The sequence below is a fragment of the Streptomyces sp. NBC_00376 genome, assembly GCF_036077095.1.
In the GTDB taxonomy this organism is placed as follows: domain Bacteria; phylum Actinomycetota; class Actinomycetes; order Streptomycetales; family Streptomycetaceae; genus Streptomyces.
Window position 1 is genome coordinate 1,642,932 of sequence record NZ_CP107960.1, and the last position, 23,640, is coordinate 1,666,571.

A 23,640-nucleotide genomic window follows, 5' to 3' on the forward strand; every position below is an offset into this window, starting at 1 on the left:
GGGGTCTGGGGGAGCCGGGGGCGGTGCTCCCGGCGGCGGACTGCGCCCGTCGGCCTCGATTCTGCCACTGCCGGGGCACCGGGGCTGGCGGACCGGTGCGCAGAGGGCCGCTGCCGGCCGGGGGCTACTCGTGCTTGCCGTGAGCCGGGTGGCCGCCGAGATGGGTCGGTGCGGGGGCCCGTTCCAGCTCGTGGCTGAGCTCCTCCAGCTCGCTGCCGCCCGCCATCTGGCGGGTCAGCTCGTCCAGAGTGATGGACGCCTTGGTGTGGCTGCCGGACATGGCGCCCCGCTTCAGCAGGACGAAACGGTCCCCGACGAGATACGCGTGGTGCGGGTTGTGCGTGATGAGAACCACGCCGAGACCGGCGTCGCGGGCGGCCGCGACGTACTTCAGCACGACCCCGGACTGCTTGACGCCGAGCGCGGCGGTGGGCTCGTCCAGGACGAGGACCTTGGCACCGAAGTAGACGGCCCGCGCGATGGCGACGCACTGGCGCTCACCGCCGGACAGGGTTCCGATCGGCTGGTCCACGTCGCGCAGGTCGATCCCCATGCGCAGCAGCTCGGATCGGGTCGTCTCGCGCATCAGCCGCACGTCGAGGCGCTTGAAGGGGCCGGCGCCGGTGGTCGGCTCGGAGCCGAGGAAGAAGTTGCGCCAGACCGGCATCAGCGGGACGACGGCCAGGTCCTGGTAGACCGTGGCGATGCCGCGGTCCAGGGCGTCGCGCGGGTTGGCGAGGGTGGTCTCCTCGCCCTCGATGAGGAAGGACCCGGCATCGTGCCGGTGCAGCCCCGCGATGATCTTGATCAGGGTGGACTTGCCGGCGCCGTTGTCGCCGAGCACACAGGAGATCTCGCCCGCGTGGACCTCCAGCGAGACGTCCGTCAGGGCCTTGATGTTGCCGTAGAACTTGCTGACGTGGTCCAGCTCGACGAGCGCCCGGTGGGGCGCCTCCTGGTCGGCCGGTGCCTTGGGGGCCGTCATTTCGTCGCCTCCGCGCGCTTGCGTACCCATGCGTTGAGCAGGGTGGCCAGGAGCAGCATGGCTCCGAGGAAGAACTTGAACCAGTCCGGGTTCCACTCCGCGTACACGATGCCCTTGCTGGTCATGCCGAAGATGAAGGCACCGACCGCGGAGCCGATCGCGGAGCCGTAGCCGCCGGTGATCAGACAGCCGCCGATGACGGCCGCGATGATGTAGATCAGCTCGTTGCCGACGCCCTCGCCGGACTGCACCACGTCGAAGGAGAACAGCAGATGCTGGCCGGAGACCCAGGCGGCGAAGGCGACCCCGAGGTAGAGCCCGATCTTGGTACGGATCACCGGGACGCCGACCGCGCGGGCCGCGTCGGCCTCGCCACCGACCGCGAAGATCCAGTTGCCGAAGCGGGTACGGAGCAGGATCCAGGTGGCGATCGCGACGAGTACCGCCCACCACAGGATGGTGACCTTGAACTCGACGCCGCCGATGGTCCACTGCGAGGCGAAGACCTTGCGGGCCGAATCGAAGCCCTCCATGTCACCGATGGCCTTGGTGGACACGGTCCCGCTGATCAGCTTGGTGAAGCCCAGATTGAGGCCGGTCAGCATCAGGAACGTACCGAGCGTGATGATGAAGCTCGGCAGCTTGGTGCGGGTCAGCATGAAGCCGTTGAACGCCCCGATGGCCAGGGTGACCAGCAGCGACACGAAGACGCCGACCCACACGTTGGCCGTCATCTGGTAGCTGAACATCGACGAGATCAGCGCGGAGCTGGTGACCAGCACACCGGCGGAGAGGTCGAACTCGCCGCCGATCATCAGCAGCGCCACCGGCGCGGCCATGATCCCGATCGTCGAGGCCGCGTACAGCACGGTGCCCAGGCTGGAGGCGCGCAGGAAGCTGTCGGCGACGATCGAGAAGAAGATGAAGACGGCCGCGGCACCGACCACCGAGCCGAGCTCGGGGCGGCCGAGCAGCCTGCGCAGCGGTGAGGTGCGCAGCAGCCGCTCGTCCGCCCCGGCCGGGGCGGACGGTCCGGCGGTCGTGCTCATCGGGTCCCCCGCTTCGTGTACTGGGCGAGTTCGGCGGCGTCCTTGGCGGTGATGATCTGCGGTCCGGTGAGGACCGGGCGTCCGCCGCCGAGGACATTGCCGTTGTAGCGGTAGAGCCAGAGCAGGTCGACCGCCTCGTACCCCTGGAGGTAGGGCTGCTGGTCGACGGCGAAGCCGAGGGTCTTGTCCTGAAGGGCCGTGGCGACCTTGGCGTTCAGGTCGAAGGTGTCGATCTCGGCCTTGCTGCCCGCGGTCCTCTTCGCCTTGACGGCGGCGTCCGCGAACGGCGCGCCGAGGGTGACGACCGCGTCGATGTCCTTGTCGGCCTGAAGCTTCGCCTCGATGGACGCCTGGACGTCGGGCATGTTGGTGCCCTCGACGTAGAGGTTCTGCAGCTGCCCGTCGAAGGTCTTCTTCGCTCCTGCGCAGCGCTGCTCGTGGCCGACGTTGCCCTGCTCGTGCAGGATGCAGAGCGCCTTCTTGCGGCCCCGCGCGTTGAGCTCCTCGCCGACCGCCTCGCCCGCGATGGACTCGTCCTGGCCGATGTGGGTGAGTGCGCCGAACCGCTTGGACTCCGCGGAGCCCGAGTTCACCGTGATCACCGGGATTCCGGCCTTGACGGCCTTGGTCACCACGTCCTTCATCGCGTCGGGCTTGGCGAGGGTGACGATCAGCCCGTCGACCTTCTGGTCGATGGCGGCCTGCACCAGCTGGGCCTGCTGCTGCGCCTCGTCGTTGTGCGAGTACAGGAACTTGATGTTGTCCTTGACGGCCGCCTGCTCGGCGCCCCGCTGGACGATGTCCCAGAAGGTGTCGCCGTCGCCCGAGTGGGTGACCATCGCGAAGGTCCAGCGGGGTGTGTCCACCGCGGCCCGGCCCTCGGCGGCGGCCCGGGCCGCGCGCTCCTCCGCCCGCTTGCCACCGGTGCTGCTGCATCCCACGAGGGAAGCCCCGAGCACCGCCGCAAGCACGGCGCCCATCGCACGTACCCCTGTCCGAACCCTTGCCACGACGCCGTGCCCTTCTAGTGCTGCTCGCTGTGCTGCTTGGAGTGGCCGGGGACGGTGCGCTCCCGGCCCGGCTGGCCAAGTATCCCCGAGCGGCCGACGGCACCGCCCGGCAGGGGCGGGACGCGTGTGTCGGCTCCGGGTGGGCGCCGCGGCGCGCGGAAGGTTCACCGGGTGCCGCGCGCGGTGTACTTCTCCAGCTGCGGCACGTCCTTCGCGGTGACGATCGCCGGACCGGTGAGCACCGGTTTCCCGCCGCCGACCACGTTGCCGTTGGTCCGGTTCAGCCAGAGTTCGTCGACTGCGAGGTAGCCCTGGAGGTACGGCTGCTGGTCGACGGCGAAGCCGACCTCGTCGGCCTTCAGCCGTTTGACGACCTCGGCGTTCAGATCGAAGGTGTCGATCTCGGCCGTGCTGCCGGAGCCGGCCTTGGCCTTGACGGAGGCGGCGGCGAAGGGGGCGCCGAGGGTGACGACCGCGTCGATGTCCTTGTCGGTCTGGAGCTTCGCCTCGATCGAGGAGGTGGCAGCCGGCATGTTGGTGCCTTCGACGTTCAGGTTCTCGACCTTGCCGCCGAAGGTCTTGCGCACCCCGGCGCAGCGCTCCTCCAGCGACACGTTGCCCTGCTCGTGGATGACGCAGAGGGCCTTCTTGCGGCCGCGTGCGCCGAGCTCGTCGCCGACGGCCTCGCCCGCGACCTTCTCGTCCTGCCCGATGTGCCCGAGCGCGCCGATCTCCGTCGAGAACTGCGCGCCCGAGTTGATGGTCACGACGGGTATGCCGGCCTTCACGGCCTTGGCGACGACGTCCTTGACGGCTTCCGGTTTGGCGAGGGTGACGATCAGCCCGTCGACCTTCTGGTCGATGGCCGCCTGGACGAGCTGGGCCTGTTCCTTGCCTTCCTTGTTCGCCGAGTAGAGGAATTCGGCGTTGTCCTTGGCCGCCGCCTGTTTCGCGCCGCTCTGCACGATGTCCCAGAAGGTGTCGCCCTCCCCCGAGTGCGTGACCATCGCGATCTTCATCCGGGGCGTGCCGGCGGCCGCGCCGCCGTTCGTGCCCGCGGGCTTCTCCTCGGCGCTCCGGCCGCCGGAGCCGCTGCAGCCGGAGACGGCGATGCCGATCCCGAGGGCCGCGACAGTGATCAGGGTTGCTGCCTTGCGAGAGGTACGCATGGTGGGTCCGCCTTCTCTCCCGGCCGCCCGATTGCGGCTGGAGGAGTTCTAGCGGTGGGCGTACGGGACGTCAACGGGGCAGGGGGCGGCCGTCGTCACCGTACGAGCAGTTGGAAGTCGAAGGTGTAGCGGGACGCCCGGTAGATGTGGGAGCCGAACTCGACCGCCCGTCCGGTGTCGTCGAAGGCGACGCGCTCCATCGTCAGCAGGGCGGCCCCCTCCGCCTCGGCGAGCCCGGCCGCCTCCTCGGCGGTGGCGAGCCGGGCGCCGACGGTCTGGCGGGCGCTGTGCAGAGTGATGCCGGCGCCGCGCATCAGCCGGTACAGGCCGGTGGCCTCCAGCCGCGCGGTGTCCAGGCCGACGATCCCGGGCGGCAGGTGGTTGCGCAGGAGCGCCAGCGGCTCGCCGTGCGCATACCGCAGCCGCTCGACGAGGTGTACGTCGCTGCCCTCGGCGACCGCCAGGGCTTCGGCCACCACCGCGTCGGCGGGTTCGACGGTGTTGCGCAGGACGCGGGTCGTGGGGTGCCCACCCGCGGCCTCCAGGTCGTCGTAGAGGCTGCTCAGTTCGAGCGGGCGCCTGACCCTGCTGTGCACGACCTGGGTGCCGACGCCGCGACGGCGCACCATCAGCCCCTTGTCGACCAGCGACTGGATGGCCTGGCGGACCGTGGGCCGGGACAGGCCGAGCCGTGCCGCCAGCTCGATCTCGTTGCCGAGGAGGCTGCCGGGGGCGAGCCTGCCCTGCTCGATGGCGGCCTCCAGCTGCTGGGCGAGCTGGAAGTAGAGCGGGATCGGGCTGGAGCGGTCCACGCCGAGTTCGAGCGCGGCCGGGTCGGTGGTGGGTTTGGGCACGCGTGGAGGGTATCCCCCACGTCAGAACCTCCGGAAGCCCGGTCGTCCTGTTGTCCGGACAGCATGACCAACGAACAAGGGGCACCTTGTCCGGACATATGGTTGACAGCGCAGTCGGCGGACGGCACGTTGGGTCCATGCGCATCGGACTCATCGGCACCGGCCGGATCGGTTCCTTCCACGCGGGCGTGCTGGCCCGCCATCCCGAGGTGGACGCCCTGGTGGTGACGGACACCGACGGGGCGCGGGCGGGCGAGGTCGCGCACCGCACAGGCGCGACGACGGCCCCCGGTGCCGACGAGGTGTTCGGCGCGGGGGTGGACGCCGTGGTGATCGCCTCGGCCACCTCGGCGCACGCGGAGCTGATCGGCCGGGCCGCACGGGCCGGGCTCCCGGCATTCTGCGAGAAGCCGATCGCGCTGGACCTCCCGGGGACCCGGGCCGCGCTGCGCGAGGTCGACCGGGCCGGGAGCGTGCTCCAACTGGGCTTCATGCGCAGGTTCGACGCGGGGTACCGGGCGGCTCGCGCCGCCGTGCGGGCCGGTGCGCTGGGCCGGCTGCACACCGTGCGGTCGGTGACGATGGACCCCGCCCCGCCGCCCGCCGCGTATCTCCCGCTCAGCGGGGGGCTGTACCGGGACTGTCTGGTCCATGACTTCGACATGCTGCGGTGGGTGACGGGCCGTGAGGTGACGGAGGTGTACGCCACCGGGTCGGATGCCGGGCCCGGGATGTTCCGGGCGGCGGGCGACGTGGACACGGCGGCCGTCCTGCTGACCCTCGACGACGGCACCCTGGCCACGGCGGCGGCCACCCGCTGCAACGGCGCCGGTTACGACGTACGGATGGAGCTGGCGGGCGAGCTGGACCAGATCACGGTCGGCCTGGACGACCGCACCCCAGTCACCTCGGCCGAACCGCAGGGCCCCCCGGCTCCTTCCTCCCCGTGGCCCGGTTTCCTGGAGCGGTTCGCCCCGGCGTACGAGGCCGAACTGGACGCGTTCGTACGGGTGGTGCGGGGCGAGCGGCCCAATCCGTGCGACGGCCGGGAGGCGTGGTTCGCGCTGCTGATCGCGGAGGCGTGCGAGGTGTCCCGCCGGGAGCGGCGCCCCGTGGCGATCGCCGAGATCGCCGACGGCGCGGCGCGGCCCGCCCCCTGAGGGCCTGGGTTCAGGAGGACGGGGCGGCCGACAGCACGGTCCCCTGCGCGACCGCGCAGAGCGTCCGCTCCCCGTCCTCCCCTGCCGCGAACATCTCGCAGCGGACCACCGCCTGGCGGCGGCCGGTGTGCACCACTTCGGCGTCGGCGACGAGTGTGCTGCCGGTGGCGGGCCGGACGTACTGGATGGAGAAGCCGCCGGTCAGCACGGCCGGGCCGAGCGTCGTGCCGGCGGCGAAGGTGATCGCATTGTCGGCCGCGTAGGCCAGGACCCCGCCGTGCAGAAAGCCGTTCTGCTGCTGGAGTTCCTGGCGGATGTCCACTTCGAGGGTGGCCGCGCCGTCCCCGAAGGCGGTGATCCGCGCCAGCTCCAGGTCGAGTCCGTTCATTCCGTGGCTCCTTGTCTCACCAGCGGACGGGCAGCCCGCGCACCCCGCGGATCAGCATCCCGGGGATCCAGTCCAACTCCCCTGCCCCCGCGTCCGGAGCGAGGGAGGGGCAGCGCTCCAGCAGCGTACGGATCGCGATCCGGCCCTCCATGCGGGCCAGCGGAGCACCCAGGCAGAAGTGGGCGCCGTGCCCGAAGGCCAGGTGGCCCCGGGCGTCGCGGCGGATGTCGAAGGTGTCCGGTTCCGGGTAGCGGCCGCGGTCCCGGTCGGCGCCCGCCAGGGACACCAGGACCGGGGCGCCCGCCGGGATGGTCCGCCGCCCGATCTCGACCTGTTCACGGGTATAGCGGAACGTGGCGGTCTCCACCGGCCCGTCGTAGCGCAGCATCTCCTCGACCGCACCGTCGAGGAGCTCCGGGTCCGCACGCAGGGCGGCCAGCTGGGCGGGGTGGCCGAGCAGCGCCCGTACGCCGTTGGTGATCAGGTTGACCGTGGTCTCATGGCCCGCGACGAGCAACAGGAAGGCCATCCCCACGAGTTCGTCGGGCGACAGCGTGTCCCCTTCCTCGTCGCGCGCCCGGATCAGGGCGCTCATCAGGTCGTCGCCCGGCGAGCACCGCTTGTCCTCGATGAGTTCGCTCAGGTACTCGTTCATGGCGCGCACCGCTTCGATCCCCTGGAGCGGCGAGGCGGGGGTGATGACACCGTTGGAGAGTCCGCGGAATGCCTCGCGGTCCAGGTCCGGCACACCGATCAGCTCGCAGATGACGGTCATCGGCAGCGGGAAGGCGAGCGCGTCGACGAGATCGGCGCGTCCGGCGGGCACCATCGCGTCGAGGAGCCCGTCGGTGATCTGCTGGACGCGGGGGCGCAGCGCCTCGACCCGGCGGGCGGTGAACTCCCGCACGACGAGCTTGCGCAGCCGGGTGTGGTGGGGGGCGTCCAGCTCCAGCATGTTGAAGGAGATGGGGTCACTCTCGGTGGGGGCACCCGGCAGACCCCGCCAGTCCTTGGCGAACCGCGGGTCGGCGAGGGTGGCGCGGGCCTCGTCGTATCCCACCACCAGCCAGACGCTTTCGAACTCGTCGGTGCGTACGGTGTGCACCGGGCCCGCGGCGCGCAGCTTCTCGTAGTACAGATACGGGTTCGCGGTGAAGTCCGCGATCCCGGTCAGATCGACATCGACCTCGGCACGGCCACTGGCATCGGACATGGGATCGCCCCTCCCGGTCTGACGGCCCGCCCTGTCCGGCCCTGCTCCGCCGGACAGGCCCGAGCTCTGCTCGATCGCTTCGGACCGACCGGTTCACCCTATGTCGCCGGCTCCGTGCCGTCATCGTCGAGCAGCCCCGCGTCGTGCACCAACAGCGCGATCTGGACACGGTTGTTGAAGCCGAATTTGGCCAGGATCCGGGACACCTGTGTCTTCACGGTCGCCACGCTGAGGTAGAGCGTCGCGGCGATCTCGGCGTTGGAACGGCCGCGGGCGACGGCGATCGCGACCTCACGTTCCCTCTCGGCGAGCGACGCGATCCGTGCCCGTGCCCGGTCGGCGCGGTCCGCCCGGTCGTCGCGGCCGGTCCGGGGCCCGGTCCCGGCCGCGCGGGCCATGAGCTGACGCGTGACCGCGGGCGACAGCACCGGATCGCCGGCCGCCACCCGTCGTACCGCGTCGACGATCTGCGTCGGCGGGGTGTCCTTCAGTACGAAACCGGCCGCTCCGGCGCGGATGGCCCGCAGCACCTGTTCGTCGGCGTGGAACGTCGTCAGGACGATGATCTGCGGGGCACCGGGGCGACTGCGCAGCGCCTCGGTCGCGGTCAGCCCGTCCATGCCCGGCATCCGGATGTCCATCAGCATCACGTCGGGGCGCAGCCGGCCGACGAGTTCCTCGACCTCGGTGCCGTCCGCCCCCTCCCCCACGATTTCGATGTCGTCGGCGCCGCCGAGCATGAGGGCGAGTCCGGCCCGTACGAGCGGGTCGTCGTCGACGACGACCAGCCGGATGGGCTGCGCCGAGGGATCCGTCGGGGTCGGGGTGGTCATGGGGCCCACCGTAGCCAGGTCAGGACACCGGTCGCGCCGGGGACCGGGACGCCGCGCGACGGTCAGGCCGGCCACGGCAGCGAGGCGCTGATCCGGAATCCGCCGTCCGGTCGCGGTCCGTGGTCGAGGCTGCCCCCGGCCAGGGTGGCGCGTTCCGTGAGGCCGATGAGTCCCTGGCCGGAGCCGGGGACCCGCTCGAAGGGTTCGGTGGGTGCCGGATTGTGCACCTCGACGGTGAGCCCTTCGCCCGGGGATCCGGCGACCGTGACGGTGACCTCGGTGCCGGGTGCGTGCTTGCGGGCGTTGGTCAGGGCCTCCTGGGCGATGCGGTAGACGGTGCGGCCGGTGGCGGCGGGGGCGGTGCCGGGGTCGTCGACGCGGTTGTCGAAGGTGACCTTCATGCCGGCCAGCCGGGACTCGGCGATCAGCGAGTCCAGCGTGGAGAGGGTGGGCTGCGGCCGGTCGCCGTCGCTCTCGCCGGGGCTGCGCAGGACTCCGATGATCTCGCGGAGGTCCTGGAGCGCCTCGTGCGCGCTGTCCCGGATGACCCCGGCCGCGCGGGCCACCTCGGCCTTCGGGGCGTCGGGGCGGAATTCGAGGGCTCCGGCGTGGACGCTGAGCAGGGTCAGCCGGTGGGCGAGGACGTCGTGCATCTCGCGGGCGATGGCCTCGCGGGCGAGCCGCTGCGCCTGTTCGGCGCGGAGCTCCGCCTCTGTCTCGGCCCGGTGGGCCCGCTCGCGCAGGGTGACGACGAGCTGTCGCCTGGACCGTACGACCATGCCCCAGCTGATCACCAGCAGGGGCAGCAGCACACCGATGGCCGTGGCCTCCACGAACGAGGTGCCCGGGTCGGGACGCAGATACGGCTGTACGGGGGCGAGCGCCAGGGTGAGCGCCCCGACGGCCGCCACGGGCCGGAACGGGCGGTGCACGGCCACCCCGAACAGCGCGACGAGCATGGCCCCCGCCGCGACCGGCTCGACCGCGGCGACCAGGACCAGGCCCACCGCGATGCCCAGCGGCCATCGCCGCCGCACCCACAGGGCGCAGCAGGCCAGGGTGCCGATCACGATGTCGGCGAACAGGACGCCGTCCGGGGTGGTGGGGTCGGCCTCGATCGTCGCGACCGTGAGCATGCCGACCAGGGCCGCGCAGAGGAAGGCGGTGAGGTCGACTGCCCAGTCCCGCACGGTGCGTCGCGCGCGGCCGCGCCGGTCGCCGGGCAGCTCGGGGTCGGCCATCGCCGAGGGCAGCAGCCAGCGGTATTCCGTACGCGTCATGCCACAAAACTACCCAGGTGGGGCCAGTGGTCCCGGCCGTACGGGCGTGAGGGGCGACCAAAGTCGCGAAGGACGAGACTTTCGGACGGACGGCGCGACGGGCGGGCGGCAGTGGTGGCCGCCGGCCGGATCAGGGGGCGGCCGGAGTGACCGCGCGGCGGCCCCAGGCGGTGCCGGCCAGGACGAGCACCGCACCCACCGCGCCGAGGACGCCGAGCCGCTCGCCGCCGATCGCGATGCCGACGGCGGCGGCCCACAGCGGTTCCGTGCCGAGCAGCAGGCTGACCCGGGACGGCGAGGTGCGGCGCACCGACCACATCTGCACGAAGAAGGCGAAGAGCGTGCAGAAGACGGAGAGGAAGAGCAGCCCGCCCCATTCCCGGACGCCGAATCCCGCGGCCACCGTCCACGGCGCCTCCCCGGTGCCGGGCACGGCCGCGAGCAGGGCGAAGACGGCGACCGCGCTGCCGAGCTGGACCGTGGTGAGCGACAGCGAGTCGGCGCCCTGCACCGACTTGATGCGGGCCATCAGCAGCACGTGCACGGTGCGGGCGAGGGCGGCCACCAGCATCAGCAGATCGCCGGCCGAGGGGCTGGTGAATCCGCCGCCCTGGGTCAGCAGCACCACTCCGGCGACCGAGAGCGCCGCGGCGGCGAGAAAGGCCCTGGGCGGACGGACACGTGTCACGGCGGCCTCGGCGAGCGGGGTGAAGATCATCGTGAGGCTGATGATGAGCCCCGCGTTGGTCGCCGAGGTGTGCACGACGCCGTACGTCTCCACGAGGAAGATCGCGCTGAGGACGAGTCCGAGCAGGCCGGCCCCCCGCCACTGCGCCGCGCCGAGCGCCCGCAGCCTGCGCCGGCCGGCCACTGCCAGCACGGGCAGTACGACGGCGAACCTCAGCACGAGCACGGCCAGGACCGTCTGCGCGGTGGTGATGCCCTTGGCCGCCAGGTAGCTCGAACCCCAGACGACGGCGACGAGCAGCACGGGCAGGTCGGTGAGCCAGGCGCGGCGGGACGGGGCGAGGGTGGGCACGGCGATCGAGGACACCTGGCTGTTTCTCCTGGTTCTCCACGGCGGGAACGATGTGGAGACCTCGACGGCTCTCACGCGGAACGATCACCGTACCGGCGTCGCCCCGCCCACAACAGCCCTCTCACTCATCGAGCGGGAAGGTGCCGAACCGCGCCCGGCCCGTGGGCCGGTAGGTGCGGATCGAGATTCCGCTCGGGGTCTCCCGCGCCTCGGTCCGCTCGAAGGCGGTGGGCTGTCCGCCCTCCGGGAAGAGGCGGTCTCCGCTGCCCAGCACCACCGGGAAGTACAGCAGGTTGTACTCGTCGACCAGGCCGTGCGCCATGAGGGAACGGGCGAGTGCGCCGCTGCCGTGGATCTGGAGCTCGCCGCCCTCCGTGTGCTCCTTGAGGCGGGCGATCTCTTCGGCGACGTCCGTGGGGATGACGGTCGTGTTGTGCCACTCCGGCTTGTCCAGGGTGGTCGAGACGACGTACTTGGGGAGGGCGTTGAGGCTGCTCGCGACCAGGTTCTCGGGGTCGGTCACCTTGGGCCAGTACGCGGCGAAGATGTCGTACGTGCGGCGGCCCAGGAGGAAGGCCGCCGAGCGGCCGAACAGCTCGTCGATGAAGCGCATCATGCCCTCGTCCGCGAACGGCACGGTCCAGCCGCCGTACTCGAACCCGCCGCCGCGGTCCTCGTCGGGCCCGCCCGGCGCCTGCATGACGCCGTCGAGCGACAGGAAGGTGGTGAGAGTCAGCTCGGCCATGGTCCTTCTCCTGTGTTCCGGTCCACCGATGGTCTTTCTCCTCCGACTCCGCTGCCACCCGGAACTCATCGGCCGGGCCATGGACGGCGCCCGGGGCAGGCGTCCGATTCCCGCCGGTGACGGACGGCCGGAACGACTTTCCTGGTCCATGTCGGGGCACCGGGCCCGGACATCACCGACCAGCGAGGAACCCATCATGACCAGCACCGGCACCAGCACCGGCACGACCCGCACCGCGCTCGTCACCGGAGGCAGCCGCGGGATCGGCGCCGCGACCGCCCTGCGGCTCGCCCGGGAGGGCGTCGACGTGGCGCTGACGTACGTACAGGACGAGGCGGCCGCCCACGAGGTCGTGGCGGGGATCCGCTCGTACGGCCGACGGGGCGTCGCCCTGCGCATGGACTCGGCCGACCCGGAGGCGGTCCAGGCGGCCGTGACCGGGGCCGCGGACGCGCTCGGCCGGCTGGACATCCTGGTCAACAACGCGGGCATCGGCGTGCTCGGCCCGATCGGCACCCTCACCCCGGCCGACGTGGACCGGGTGCTGGCGGTGAACGTGCGGGCGGTGTTCCTGGCCTGCCGCGCGGCGGCGGGGCTGATGGAGCGCGGTGGCCGCATCGTCTCCATCGGTACGGCCCTGAGCCGGCACGCGGGCGGTCCGGGCTCCACCCTCTACGCGATGAGCAAGTCGGCGCTGGCCGGTCTCACCAAGCCGCTGGCCCGCGAGCTCGGCCCGCGCGGCATCACGGTCAACCTGGTGCAGCCCGGTCCGGTCGACACGGATCTCAACCCGGCCGACGGCCCGTTCGCCGCCGGCCAGCGCTCGGCGACCGCCCTGGACCGCTTCGGCACGACGGACGAGGTGGCTTCCCTCGTCGCCTACCTGGCCGGTGGCGAGGCGGCGTACATCACCGGCACCGAGCTGACGGTGGACGGCGGCCACGCGGCCTGACCGCTCCCGCACCGGGAGGCGGAAGCGTGCGGCGTCACCGCGAGCGCGGGGTGACCTCCGCCATCCGGGACCAGCCCTCGCCCGGCACCTCCACGTTGATGATCTCCGGCGTCTCGGCCACGAGGTCCGCCATCAGGTCCATGGCCGCCGCGAAGTGCTCGGACTTCACATGGGCCGCACCGGCCTCCGGGGAGGCGAAGGCCTCCAGCAGGACGAACTGGTCGGGGTTCTCGACGCTGTACGACCACTCGAAGAACACGTTGCCCGGCTCCTGCCGGGTGGCGAGGGTGAAGGGCTCGACGGCCGGGAGCCAGTTGTCGCGCTCTTCGCTGCGGACGGTGAACTTGACGGCGATGAAGATCATGCGACAAGGGTCGCACAAGCCCCGGAAGCGGACTCATCGGGCACGCCCGGATGGCGCCGGTCCCGGGCCGGGACGAAAGGTCCCGGCCCGGGACAGCCCTCAGCCGCCCAGTTCGCGGTGGCGGGCGGCCAGCCGCGCGGCGCCCTCCTCGGTCGGCGATCCGAAGAGCCGGAGCCGGGAGATCCCGCCGTCCGGGAAGATGTCGATCCGGATGTGCGTGGCCCGGACCGCCTCCGGCAGGACGAAGCGGTGGTCGGTGTCGGGCTGCAGCCGGGTCCGGGGCAGCACCTCGGTCCACTCGCCGCTCTCGCCGTCCCGGGCGAAGAGACTCGCCCAGCCCGCCGAGTTGCCCTTCAGGTAGGCGGTGTCGATCTCGACGGCGCGGATCTCCGCCTGCTCGACGAGCCGGTAGCGGATCCAGTCGTTGCCCTTGTCGCGCCGGCGCCGGGTCTCCCAGCCGTCGTCCATCTTGCGGGACCGGCCGGGCTGGATGGTGTTGGTGGCCGGGGAGTAGAAGCGGTCGGAGGCGTCCTCCACCGTGCCGCCGTTCTCCAGCGCGACCAGGTCGAAGGTGCCGAGGGCGGCCAGCCAGGCGGGGTCGGGGGTGACCTCGCCGTACACCCGGAGGCGGGCTATCCCGCCGTCGGGGTGCTGGTTGACCCGCAGATGGGTGACGAGCTGCTCGCCCTCGACCACGAAGCCGTTGGCCGCGTGCCCGCCGACGGCCGTACGGGGGACGAGCGTCGTCCATTTCACCTCGGGCGCGAGCAGTTCGCCGGGCGACGGGGAGCCCGGCACGCAGGCCGCTTCGACGGAGACCGCCTGCGGGTGGTTGCCGCGGAAGTGGGCGGTGTCGACGACGATGCCGCGTACGACTCCGGGGACCCCGAGCCGTACCAGCGCCCAGTCGTGGTCCTCGTCCGCGGGGTGCGGCACCTCGGCGCTCTCGCCGCGGCGGCGGCGGGTCTCCCAGCCGTCCATGATCTTGCCCTTGTGGCCGAAGCGCTCGGGGTCGAACTCGGCGGGCTCCGGCCTGAGCAGGTTCTCGCGCTCGGCGAAGAACTCGTCGTTGGCCGCGATCACGCCCGCGCCGAGCCGCCGGTCGGCGAGGTCGACGAGGCCGGTGAAGGGGAAGTCGGCGGTGCGGTAGTCGGCGTACGGGTCGCCGCCGCCGTACGGGTTCGCGTCACCGGTGAAACGGACTGTCGCCGTCATGGTCACCGGTTCCTTTCGAGGAGTCGTCCGGTGGGCTCGCCGACGGTGCCCTCGGCCGCGATCCGTACCCCGCGCAGCCAGGTCGACTTCACGACGCCGTGCAGGGTCTTGCCGGCGTACGCGGTGACCTGGTTGCGGTGGAAGAGCTCGGCGGGGTCGACCGTGAACGTGTCGTCCGGGGCGAGCACCGCGAAGTCCGCGTCCCGGCCGGCCTCGATGGCGCCCTTCCGGGTCAGTCCGGCCAGTTCGGCGGGGGCGGCCGACATCCAGCGCACGACGTCGTCGAGCGAGTGGCCGCGCTTGCGGGCCTCGGTCCAGATGGCGGGCAGTCCGAGCTGGAGGGAGGAGATCCCGCCCCAGGCCGTGCCGAAGTCCGGCGTCTTGAGGTCGGTGGTGCACGGCGAGTGGTCGGAGACGATGCAGTCGATCGTCCCGTCGGCCAGCCCCTCCCACAGCGCGTCCTGGTTGGCCGCCTCGCGGATCGGCGGGCAGCACTTGAACTCCGTGGCGCCGTCCGGGACCTCCTCGGCGGTGAGGGTGAGGAAGTGCGGGCAGGACTCCACCGAGATCCGTACGCCTTCACGCTTCGCCGCCGCGATCATCGGCAGGGCGTCGCTGGAGGACAGATGCAGGACGTGGACGCGGGCACCGAGCCGCCTGGCGTGCGCGATCAGTCCCTCGATCGCGGTGTTCTCGGCGTCGCGAGGCCGGGAGGCGAGGAAGTCGGAGTACGCGGGCCCGCCGCGCTGCGGGGCGTCGGCCAGGTGGTGCGGGTCCTCGGCGTGCACGATCAGCAGCCCGCCGAAGCCGGCGATCTCCGCCATGGACCGGGCCAGCTGCTCCTGGTCGAGCTCCGGGAACTCCTCGACGCCGGAGGGCGAGAGGAAGCACTTGAAGCCGAACACCCCGGCCTCGTACAGCGGTCGCAGGTCCTTGACGTTGGACGGGATCGCGCCGCCCCAGAAACCGGTGTCGATGTGCGCCTTGGGGGCGGCCACCTGCTGCTTGGTGCGCAGGTGGTCGACGGTGGTGGTCGGCGGGAGGGAGTTGAGCGGCATGTCGAGCAGGGTGGTGATGCCGCCCGCCGCCGCCGCGCGGGTGGCGGTCCAGAAGCCCTCCCACTCCGTGCGGCCCGGGTCGTTCACATGGACATGTGTGTCGACGATTCCGGGGAGCAGGACGTCGTCGCCGAAGTCCTCCAGCCGGGCGCCGGCCGGCACCTCGGCGTCGTAGGGCAGGACGGCGTCGATTCTCCCGTCGGCGACGGCGACCGCTGCGGGGCGCGTCCCGTCCGCGGTGACCACACGCGTCGAGCGCAGTACCAGTTTCACGTCCGCACCGGACACCCGTGCTCCTCACTTCGGACTTTCGAACGCTGACGAATTCAACGAACTGTTGAAGGAGTCTTCACTCGGGATTCGGGCCCGTCAAGACCCACTTTCCTCGCCGGGCGGCCGTCGGGCCATTCCGTGCCCACAACTGGAGATTTCCACAAAGCAGAAGACTCTTTTCGGAGAGCGGAACGTAACATAGGACCAGTGCCGGCCCGAAGAACTGCCCCGCCGACTGCCGACACCAGGACAAACGGGCTCTGACCGGCCAGGACGCCGTACCCGGAGCAGTGGGCCGATCGGGAACCGCCCGGTAGGCTGCTGGGTGCCTCGCCGGGCGGGGCACCCGCTCTTCCGCCTCGAAAGGAACGTTGACGTGCCGCCGTCCCACGCCAGCACATCCGACTCCAAGCCCGCCGCTACCAGCGGTGGTGTGCAGTCCCTTGAGCGCGCCTTCGATCTGCTGGAGCGGATGGCGGACGCGGGGGGTGAGGTCGGGCTGAGCGAACTCTCCGCGAGCAGCGGACTCCCCCTGCCCACCATTCACCGCCTGATGCGCACGCTGGTGCTCTGCGGATACGTCCGCCAGCAGCCCAACCGCCGCTACGCGCTGGGCCCCCGGCTGATCCGGCTCGGCGAGTCCGCGTCCCGGCTCCTGGGCACCTGGGCCCGCCCGTATCTCGCGCGGCTGGTCGAGGAGACCGGCGAGACCGCGAACATGGCGCTGCTCGACGGCGACGAGATCGTGTACGTGGCACAGGTGCCGTCCAAGCACTCGATGCGCATGTTCACCGAGGTCGGCCGCCGGGTGCTCCCCCACTCCACCGGGGTGGGCAAGGCGCTGCTGGCGCACACGCCGCCGGAGGAGGTGCGGGCCCTGCTCGCCCGTACCGGCATGCCGGCCGCCACCGAGAAGACGATCACCACCCCCGACGGCTTCCTCGACGCGCTGGAGCAGGTCCGCCGGGTCGGCTACGCGGTCGACGACAACGAGCAGGAGATCGGGGTGCGCTGCCTGGCGGTCTCGGTACCGAACTCGCCCACCTCGGCCGCCATCTCGATCTCCGGTCCGGCGGGCCGGGTGACGGACAGCGCGACGGAGCGGATCGTGCCGATCCTCCAGCAGGCCGCCAAGGAGCTCTCCGACGCGCTGGCGAGCAGCGGTTCCACCGGCTGAGAGCCGGCATACGGGGAGGGGGGTGGCCACCGGCCACCCCCCTCCCCGTATGTCCCCCGTGTCTCAGGCCGGTTCCGGCACCGTCAGGCGGCCGTCGTCCATCCGGACCGTGCGGTCCGCCTTGTCCAGATGGGCCAGGTCGTGCGTGACCAGCACCGTCGCCGTCGACCGCTCCCGGGTCAGCGTGACCAGCAGGTCCAGCACCGCCGCGCCCCGCTCGTGGTCGAGCGCGCTGGTCGGTTCGTCGACCAGCAGCACCGCCGGGTCGTTCATCAGGGCCCGTGCGATGTTGATCCGCTGCCGCTGGCCGCCCGACAGCTGGTGGGGCCTGCGTCCGGCCTGGTCGGCCAGGCCGACCGCGTCCAGCAGTTCCAGTGCCCGGCCGCGCGCCGCGCGCGCCTGACCGCCCGAGAGGTGGGTCATCACCTGGAGCTGCTCGGCCGCCGTGAGCGACGGCAGCAGATTGGGCTGCTGGAAGACGATGCCGATGCGCTCGCGCCGCAGCCGCGCCTGATCCGCGCGGCCGAGACCGGCGGTTTCGGTACCGGCGACGACCACCCGGCCGGTGTCCGGGGTGACCAGGGTCGCGGCCACCGCGAGCAGGCTGGACTTGCCGGAGCCGGACGGTCCCACGACCGCGGTGAGCGAACCCGCGGGCACGTCCAGCGAGATCCGGTCGAGAGCGGTGAGCCGGGTGTCGCCGTCGGGGTAGGTGAGGGTGACGTCGGCGAGGGTGAGGGTCATCGGGCACTCCCGAGTGCGGTGAGCGGGTCGACGGCGGTGATCCGCCGGATGGACAGGGCCGCCCCGAGGGCACCGAGGACGATCATGATGGCCGCCGGGACCAGGACGGTCGCCGCGTCGAGGACGAACGGCACGGCCCCGCCGCTGATCAGGGCGCCGATGCCGGAAGCGAGTGCGGTGCCCACGCCGGTCCCGATGGCGAGCATCACGACGGCCTGCCCGAGCGCGTCGCGCAGCAGGTACCGGGTGGAGGCGCCGAGCGCCTTGAGCACGGCGACGTCGCCGCTGCGCTGGATCGTCCAGACGGTGAAGAAGGCGCCGATGACCAGGGCGGAGATGGCGAAGAGGAAGCCGCGCATCAGCTGGAGCGAGCCGTTCTCGGCCTGGTAGGAGCCGATGGCGGTGAGGGAGTCGGCGAGGGTGAGGGTGCTGGTGCCGGCCGCCTTGTCGCCCGCGCCGAGATCGGCGCCGCCGGTGGTGGTCAGGGCGATCACCGTGGCATGCCGTGCCCCGCTGTCGCCGTCGCCGCCGAACCGCTGCCAGTCGTCGAGCGAGGTCCACACGACCGGGGTGTGGCTGTACGAGGCGTCCCCCGCGACGGCCGCGACGGTGACCTCGGTGGAGCCGAGCCGCAGCCGGTCACCGGCCCCGGCCGCCAGGTCGTCGGCGGCCTGCTCGGACAGCACCACCTTCCCCGGGCCGACCCGGGCACCGCCGGTGGGCGCCAGGTCCCCGTCCGGCTGGACGCCGAACGCCGACACCGCGGCCGTGCGCTCCCCCTGGCCGGCGACGGCGTTGAGGGTGCGGATGCCGAGCGGCTCCGCGCCGCTCACCCCGGGCCGCTCCGCCCAGCTCCGCCAGGCGCTCTCCTGGACGACCGAGTCGGTGAAGGACACCGACCGGTCTTCGGGCGGGGCGGCGAACGCGAGGTGGTCGGCGTTCAGCCCGGTGATGGCCGAGGTGTTCTCCCGGGCCAGACCGGCGGTGAGGCCGGACAACAGACCCACGAGCAGCGTGATCAGCACCACGACCGTGCCCATGAGCGCGAACCGGCCCTTGGCGAACCGGAGATCTCTCCATGCGACGAACATGCTCCAAGCCTCGGCCGCCGGACGCCCGGAAACATCGCCCGGCAGTGGGGCCCGACATCAACCTTTCGATTGACCGGCACCCGGCACCCCCCGTCTAGGCTGGATGAATCATGGATTCCCGCGCCCATCCCCCGGTCGCCGCCGCGCTGCGGCTGTGTCTGCACGCACTGCTGGTGGGGCTGCTCGCACTCGCGGCGGTACGGGCCGTCAGCGACGGCACCCGCGCCCCGGCGGTCGTCACGGTCAGCTGCCTGATGGCCGCCGTCTACGCGGCGGGCGCGCTCGCCCCCGCCGTACAGCCCGGCACCCGCGCGGGTGCGCTGTGGCTGGCGGCGCTGGGCGTCGTGTGGCTGGCGCTGCTCGTCCTGTCGCCGGAGGCCCTGTGGGTGGCCTTCCCGCTCTACTTCCTGCAGCTGCATCTGCTGCCGACCCGCTGGGCCCTGCCGGCCGTCGTGGTCACCGCCGCCGCCGCCATCGCCTGTTTCGTGCTGCACGGCGAGCCCATCACACCGGGCACCTTCATCGGGCCGGTGCTCGGGGCGGCCGTCGCGGTCGCCACGGTCCTCGGGTACGAGGCGCTGTTCCGGGAGAGCGAGCGACGCCGGGAGCTCATCGAGGAGCTGATGTCGACCCGGGCGGAGCTGGCCGAGGCGGAACGCACCGCCGGCACACTCGCCGAGCGCGAGCGGCTGGCCCGCGAGATCCACGACACCCTCGCCCAGGGCCTGTCCAGCATCCAGCTGCTGCTGCGCGCCGCCGAACGCACCCTGGCCGCCGACGCCCCCGCCACCGCGCATGTCCGCCGGGCCCGGGAGGCCGCCCAGGACAACCTGGCCGAGGCCCGCCGCTTCGTCCGCGCCCTGTCGCCGCCGGACCTGGAGAACGGCTCCCTGGCGGCCGCCCTGGAACGCCTCTCGTCCCGCACCACCGGCCCCGGCCTCACCGTGCAGTTCGCGGTGAGCGGCACGCCGGTGGAGCTGCCCACTCCGTACGAGGTGGCGCTGCTGCGTACCGCCCAGTCGGCGCTGGCCAACACGGTTCAGCACGCCGGGGCCGGGCGTGCGGAGATCACCCTCAGCTTCATGGACACCTCGGTGTCGCTGGACGTCGTCGACGACGGCCGGGGGTTCACCCCGGGGCTCGGCCCGGTCGTCGCGGACCGGGACACCGGGGGCTTCGGACTGCCCGCGATGCGTGCGCGGGCCCGTTCGCTGGGCGGCACGCTCAGTGTCGAGTCGGCCCCCGGTCAGGGCACGGCCGTCGCCCTGACCCTTCCGCTCCCGATCCCCGACGGCCGCCCAGGACAGGACACCGCATGACCACCCCCGCCGACACCCCCATCAGGCTGCTGCTCGCCGACGACCACCCGGTGGTGCGGGCGGGGCTGCGCGCCGTGCTCGACTCCGAACCCGGTTTCCGGGTGGTCGCCGAGGCGGCCACGGCCGAGCGGGCCGTGGAACTCGCCGCGACCGGTGAGTTCGACGTCGTCCTCATGGATCTCCAGTTCGGGGCGGGCATGCACGGCTCACAGGCCACCGCGGCCATCACGGCGCAGCCGGACGCGCCCCGCGTCCTGATCCTCACCACGTACGACTCGGACGCCGACATCCTGGCCGCGGTCGAGGCGGGCGCCGCCGGCTATCTGCTGAAGGACGCCCCGCCGGAGGAGCTGGCGGCGGCGGTACGCACCGCGGCGGCGGGCCGCTCGGCGCTGGCACCGGCCGTCGCCCACCGTCTGATGGACCGTATGCGGACCCCCGCGGAGGCCCTCACCAAGCGCGAGCTGGAGGTCCTCCAACTGGTCGGCGAGGGGCTGTCGAACCTGCAGATCAGCAAGCGGCTCTTCCTCAGCCAGGCGACGGTGAAGTCCCACCTGGTGCACATCTACGCCAAGCTCGGCGTGGACTCCCGCACCTCGGCGGTCGCGGCGGCGACGGCCCGCAGGCTCATCCGCCGCTGACCGCGCCGCCCGCCGTCCTGTCGCCGGTCAGCCGCGCGGCGGCTCGCCGAAGAGATCGACGGCGACCCGTACGTCCCTGAGCGCGGAGGCCAGCGCGCTCACCGAGCCGATCGCCCCCGCGATCAGCAGCAGCGAACGGCGCAGCCGCGGAATCTCGGGCACTCCGCCCGTCGCCATCGCGTCCAGGGCGGCCAGCTCCTCCTCGGCGATCCCCCGGTCCGGGAATTCGCGCGGATGCCCCGCCAGCTCACGGCGGAGCCGGGAGACGGCCGTGCGCAGCTCGCTCACCCTCGGATCCTCGCCGCTGCCGGTCACCCGCGTCTGCCCCACGCTTCGCAACAAAGCACTCCCCCTCGCACATCCTTGTGCCAGTGTTCCGACCGGTCCCCACACCTTGGTCAAGTGTCCGGGCGTGCGCGCAAGTTAACGCCATGACAGGTATCGGGCGCCACTCCGCGGACAGAATTCGGGGTGTCCCGTATGGGTGATCCGCGCGTCACGCGGTGGACGCCGTCGCCGTCCGCACCCGCCTCCGCTTGCTTGCGCGAAGGGTGCGCGACGGGTGCGCGACGGGGCACGAAGGGTGCATATACGGGGCGCGTCGGTGTATGCCAGACCGCATGACTGCGACAACACCAGCCCCGAAGGTCGCCGGACTGCTGCTCGCCGCGGGCGGCGGGCGACGGCTCGGCGGGCGGCCCAAGGCCCTGCTCGAACACCATGGCCGGCCACTGGTCGAGCACGCGGTGCGGATGCTGCGGGACGGCGGCTGCGGCCCCGTCCAGGTGGTCCTCGGCGCGGCGGCCGAGCGGGTGCGGGAGCGGGCCGACCTCACCGGCTGCGCGGTGACCGTCAACCCCGGATGGGCCGAGGGCATGGGCTCCTCGCTGCGGGCGGGGCTCGGGGCGCTGGCCGCCACGGGGGCGGACGCGGCGCTCGTCCTCCTGGTCGACCAGCCGGGGATCGGCGCGGACGCGGTGGCCCGGGTGCGCGCGGCGTACCGCTCCCGGACGGGGATCGCGGCCGCCGCGTACGGCGGGGAGCGCGGCCATCCGGTGCTGTTCGGGGCGGACCTGTGGGCGGAGATCGCGGCGGGGGCGGTGGGCGACCAGGGCGCTCGGGCGTATCTGCGGGCGCACCGCGATGCGATCACGCTCGTCGAGTGTTCCGATGTGGCTCAGGCGTACGACATCGACACGGTGGAGGACCTGAAACACCTCGGGTGACCGGACTGGCACGCTGCGCCAGCATCGGGGCAGTTCTGTCGACCCGGAGAATCTCGATATCAACAAACCATTGAACTTCCACCATGAGGAAACTACTATCCACTGGTCAGAAGCCCTCTGCACCTCGGACGGCTTCCACGCCCGTATCCCGGAGCCCTGGCACGCCGTGCCATTTCAGGCGACCCGGCGGCCGTGAGACGCCGCCCGCACCGCCCGCTGAAGGAGTGACAGCTCATGTCCGCACCAGCGCCGTCCCCGCTGGCCATCGTCGATGCCGAGCCCCTGCCCCGGCAGGAAGAGGTCCTGACCGACGCGGCCCTCGCGTTCGTGGCCGAGCTGCACCGGCAGTTCACGCCCCGCCGCGACGAGCTGCTCGTCCGCCGCGGCGAGCGCCGCGCCGAGATCGCCCGCACCTCCACGCTGGACTTCCTGCCCGAGACGGCGGCGATCCGCGCGGACGATTCCTGGAAGGTCGCCCCGGCCCCGGCCGCGCTGAACGACCGCCGGGTGGAGATCACCGGTCCGACCGACCGCAAGATGACCATCAACGCCCTGAACTCGGGCGCGAAGGTCTGGCTCGCCGACTTCGAGGACGCGTCCGCCCCCACGTGGGAGAACGTTGTCCTCGGCCAGCTCAACCTGATCGACGCGTACACCCGCGCCATCGACTTCACGGACCCGAAGTCCGGCAAGTCGTACGCCCTCAAGCCCGCCGACGAGCTCGCCACCGTCGTCATGCGCCCCCGCGGCTGGCACCTGAACGAGCGCCACCTCCAGCTCGACGGCACCCCGGTGCCCGGCGCGCTGGTCGACTTCGGCCTCTACTTCTTCCACAACGCCCAGCGCCTCATCGACCTCGGCAAGGGCCCGTTCTTCTACCTCCCGAAGACGGAGTCGCACCTGGAGGCCCGCCTCTGGAACGACATCTTCGTCTTCGCCCAGGACTACGTCGGCATCCCGCAGGGCACCGTCCGCGCGACCGTCCTGATCGAGACGATCACCGCCGCGTACGAGATGGAGGAGATCCTCTACGAGCTCCGCGACCACGCCGCCGGGCTGAACGCGGGACGCTGGGACTACCTCTTCTCCATCGTCAAGAACTTCCGCGACGGCGGCTCCAAGTTCGTCCTGCCGGACCGCAACGCGGTGACGATGACCGCGCCGTTCATGCGCGCGTACACCGAACTCCTCGTCCGCACCTGCCACAAGCGCGGCGCGCACGCCATCGGTGGCATGGCCGCCTTCATCCCGTCCCGCCGCGACGCCGAGGTGAACAAGGTCGCGTTCGAGAAGGTCAAGGCCGACAAGGACCGCGAGGCGAACGACGGCTTCGACGGCTCCTGGGTCGCCCACCCGGACCTGGTCCCGATCGCCATGGCGTCCTTCGACGCGGTCCTCGGCGAGAAGCCGAACCAGAAGGAGCGCCTGCGCGAGGACGTCGCGGTGGCCGCCGGTGACCTGATCGCCATCGACACCCTGGACGCCAAGCCCACCTACGAGGGGCTGCGCAACGCCGTCGCGGTCGGCATCCGCTACATCGAGGCCTGGCTGCGCGGCATGGGCGCGGTCGCCATCTTCAACCTGATGGAGGACGCCGCCACCGCGGAGATCTCCCGCTCGCAGATCTGGCAGTGGATCAACGCGGACGTGGTCTTCGAGAACGGCGAGCACGCCACGGCGGAGCTGGCCCGCAAGGTCGCGGCCGAGGAACTGGCCGCGATCCGGGCGGAGATCGGCGAGGAGGCGTTCGCATCCGGCAAGTGGCAGCAGGCGCACGACCTGCTGCTCCAGGTCTCCCTGGACCAGGACTACGCGGACTTCCTGACGCTGCCGGCGTACGAGCAGTTGGGCTGAC

24 protein-coding genes are annotated in these 23,640 nt (G+C 72.1%); 7 read left to right on the plus strand and 17 right to left on the minus strand.

Annotated elements, in window-relative coordinates; all coding sequences use genetic code 11:
• Window positions 1-124: 124 nt before the first annotated feature.
• From OG842_RS07470 to OG842_RS07490, 5 genes are all read right to left on the minus strand, one after another.
• Entirely contained in the window at window positions 125-985 is an 861-nt protein-coding gene (locus OG842_RS07470; protein ID WP_266728628.1) for an ATP-binding cassette domain-containing protein, read from the minus strand.
• Window positions 982-2,034, minus strand: coding sequence for an ABC transporter permease (locus OG842_RS07475; protein WP_266728629.1), 1,053 nt, complete (start codon window positions 2,032-2,034; stop codon window positions 982-984). The genes OG842_RS07470 and OG842_RS07475 overlap by 4 nt, the downstream gene beginning before the upstream one ends.
• A complete protein-coding gene (locus OG842_RS07480) occupies window positions 2,031-3,044 on the minus strand; it encodes a sugar ABC transporter substrate-binding protein (protein ID WP_443063970.1) in 1,014 nt (337 codons plus the stop codon). The genes OG842_RS07475 and OG842_RS07480 overlap by 4 nt, the downstream gene beginning before the upstream one ends.
• A 164-nt stretch (window positions 3,045-3,208) precedes the next feature.
• The gene (locus OG842_RS07485; protein ID WP_266728631.1) at window positions 3,209-4,213 is read right to left on the minus strand and encodes a sugar ABC transporter substrate-binding protein; all 1,005 of its coding nucleotides are present in this window, start codon (window positions 4,211-4,213) and stop codon (window positions 3,209-3,211) included.
• Window positions 4,214-4,308: 95 nt separating this feature from the next.
• Window positions 4,309-5,067 (minus strand): GntR family transcriptional regulator, encoded by a 759-nt coding sequence (locus OG842_RS07490; RefSeq protein WP_266728633.1) that lies wholly within the window; start codon window positions 5,065-5,067, stop codon window positions 4,309-4,311.
• A 137-nt stretch (window positions 5,068-5,204) separates the two neighbouring features.
• Here OG842_RS07490 and OG842_RS07495 point away from each other — a divergent pair, with 137 nt between their 5' ends.
• Window positions 5,205-6,227: a Gfo/Idh/MocA family protein gene (locus OG842_RS07495; RefSeq protein WP_266728634.1), complete on the plus strand. Its 1,023-nt coding sequence runs from the start codon at window positions 5,205-5,207 to the stop codon at window positions 6,225-6,227.
• Window positions 6,228-6,237: 10 nt separating this feature from the next.
• On the opposite strand, the gene OG842_RS07500 is transcribed toward OG842_RS07495, so the two are convergent.
• The 6 genes from OG842_RS07500 to OG842_RS07525 form a co-directional block, all read right to left on the minus strand.
• Window positions 6,238-6,615, minus strand: coding sequence for a PaaI family thioesterase (locus OG842_RS07500; protein ID WP_266728636.1), 378 nt, complete (start codon window positions 6,613-6,615; stop codon window positions 6,238-6,240).
• 16 nt (window positions 6,616-6,631) lie between these two features.
• Window positions 6,632-7,828, minus strand: coding sequence for a cytochrome P450 family protein (locus OG842_RS07505; protein ID WP_266728638.1), 1,197 nt, complete (start codon window positions 7,826-7,828; stop codon window positions 6,632-6,634).
• Between the two features lie 98 nt (window positions 7,829-7,926).
• On the minus strand, window positions 7,927-8,661 hold the full coding sequence (locus tag OG842_RS07510) for a response regulator transcription factor (protein WP_266728639.1): 735 nt from the start codon (window positions 8,659-8,661) through the stop codon (window positions 7,927-7,929).
• Between the two features lie 62 nt (window positions 8,662-8,723).
• Window positions 8,724-9,941 carry a sensor histidine kinase gene (locus OG842_RS07515; RefSeq protein WP_266728641.1) on the minus strand — a complete coding sequence of 406 codons (1,218 nt, stop codon included), beginning with the start codon at window positions 9,939-9,941 and terminating at the stop codon, window positions 8,724-8,726.
• Between the two features lie 130 nt (window positions 9,942-10,071).
• Complete coding sequence (locus OG842_RS07520) at window positions 10,072-10,995, minus strand: DMT family transporter (RefSeq protein WP_266728642.1); 924 nt, start codon at window positions 10,993-10,995, stop codon at window positions 10,072-10,074.
• 106 nt (window positions 10,996-11,101) lie between these two features.
• Complete coding sequence (locus tag OG842_RS07525) at window positions 11,102-11,725, minus strand: dihydrofolate reductase family protein (RefSeq protein WP_266728644.1); 624 nt, start codon at window positions 11,723-11,725, stop codon at window positions 11,102-11,104.
• A gap of 196 nt (window positions 11,726-11,921) precedes the next feature.
• Between OG842_RS07525 and OG842_RS07530 the strand changes: the two genes are divergently transcribed.
• Window positions 11,922-12,677: an SDR family NAD(P)-dependent oxidoreductase gene (locus OG842_RS07530; RefSeq protein WP_266728646.1), complete on the plus strand. Its 756-nt coding sequence runs from the start codon at window positions 11,922-11,924 to the stop codon at window positions 12,675-12,677.
• A 34-nt stretch (window positions 12,678-12,711) separates the two neighbouring features.
• Here OG842_RS07530 and OG842_RS07535 read toward each other — a convergent pair whose 3' ends face one another.
• The 3 genes from OG842_RS07535 to allB all read right to left on the minus strand — a co-directional run bounded on the left by OG842_RS07535 (window position 12,712) and on the right by allB (window position 15,602).
• On the minus strand, window positions 12,712-13,041 hold the full coding sequence (locus OG842_RS07535; protein ID WP_266728648.1) for a putative quinol monooxygenase: 330 nt from the start codon (window positions 13,039-13,041) through the stop codon (window positions 12,712-12,714).
• A gap of 99 nt (window positions 13,042-13,140) precedes the next feature.
• Window positions 13,141-14,256: an allantoicase gene (gene alc / locus OG842_RS07540; RefSeq protein WP_266728650.1), complete on the minus strand. Its 1,116-nt coding sequence runs from the start codon at window positions 14,254-14,256 to the stop codon at window positions 13,141-13,143.
• A 2-nt stretch (window positions 14,257-14,258) separates the two neighbouring features.
• Window positions 14,259-15,602, minus strand: coding sequence for an allantoinase AllB (allB, locus tag OG842_RS07545; RefSeq protein ID WP_266728652.1), 1,344 nt, complete (start codon window positions 15,600-15,602; stop codon window positions 14,259-14,261).
• Window positions 15,603-15,963: 361 nt separating this feature from the next.
• On the opposite strand from allB, the gene OG842_RS07550 reads away from it, so the two are divergent.
• Window positions 15,964-16,764, plus strand: coding sequence for an IclR family transcriptional regulator (locus tag OG842_RS07550; RefSeq protein ID WP_266728654.1), 801 nt, complete (start codon window positions 15,964-15,966; stop codon window positions 16,762-16,764).
• 63 nt (window positions 16,765-16,827) lie between these two features.
• Here the strand turns inward: OG842_RS07550 and OG842_RS07555 are convergent, their stop codons facing one another.
• Both OG842_RS07555 and OG842_RS07560 read right to left on the minus strand, forming a co-directional pair.
• A complete protein-coding gene (locus OG842_RS07555) occupies window positions 16,828-17,508 on the minus strand; it encodes an ABC transporter ATP-binding protein (protein WP_266728656.1) in 681 nt (226 codons plus the stop codon).
• Window positions 17,505-18,599, minus strand: a complete 1,095-nt coding sequence (locus tag OG842_RS07560; protein WP_266728657.1) for an ABC transporter permease — start codon at window positions 18,597-18,599, stop codon at window positions 17,505-17,507. Before OG842_RS07560 ends, OG842_RS07555 begins: the two co-directional genes overlap by 4 nt.
• A 110-nt stretch (window positions 18,600-18,709) precedes the next feature.
• Between OG842_RS07560 and OG842_RS07565 the strand changes: the two genes are divergently transcribed.
• Window positions 18,710-19,918, plus strand: coding sequence for a sensor histidine kinase (locus OG842_RS07565; RefSeq protein WP_266728658.1), 1,209 nt, complete (start codon window positions 18,710-18,712; stop codon window positions 19,916-19,918).
• A complete protein-coding gene (locus OG842_RS07570) occupies window positions 19,915-20,559 on the plus strand; it encodes a response regulator (protein ID WP_266728660.1) in 645 nt (214 codons plus the stop codon). Before OG842_RS07565 ends, OG842_RS07570 begins: the two co-directional genes overlap by 4 nt.
• A 27-nt stretch (window positions 20,560-20,586) precedes the next feature.
• Here OG842_RS07570 and OG842_RS07575 read toward each other — a convergent pair whose 3' ends face one another.
• Complete coding sequence (locus OG842_RS07575; protein ID WP_266728662.1) at window positions 20,587-20,889, minus strand: DUF5955 family protein; 303 nt, start codon at window positions 20,887-20,889, stop codon at window positions 20,587-20,589.
• Between the two features lie 290 nt (window positions 20,890-21,179).
• On the opposite strand from OG842_RS07575, the gene OG842_RS07580 reads away from it, so the two are divergent.
• Window positions 21,180-21,785 (plus strand): nucleotidyltransferase family protein, encoded by a 606-nt coding sequence (locus OG842_RS07580; RefSeq protein WP_266728664.1) that lies wholly within the window; start codon window positions 21,180-21,182, stop codon window positions 21,783-21,785.
• Window positions 21,786-22,019: 234 nt separating this feature from the next.
• Window positions 22,020-23,639, plus strand: a complete 1,620-nt coding sequence (gene aceB, locus OG842_RS07585) for a malate synthase A (RefSeq protein ID WP_328512129.1) — start codon at window positions 22,020-22,022, stop codon at window positions 23,637-23,639.
• Window position 23,640 lies beyond the last annotated feature (1 nt).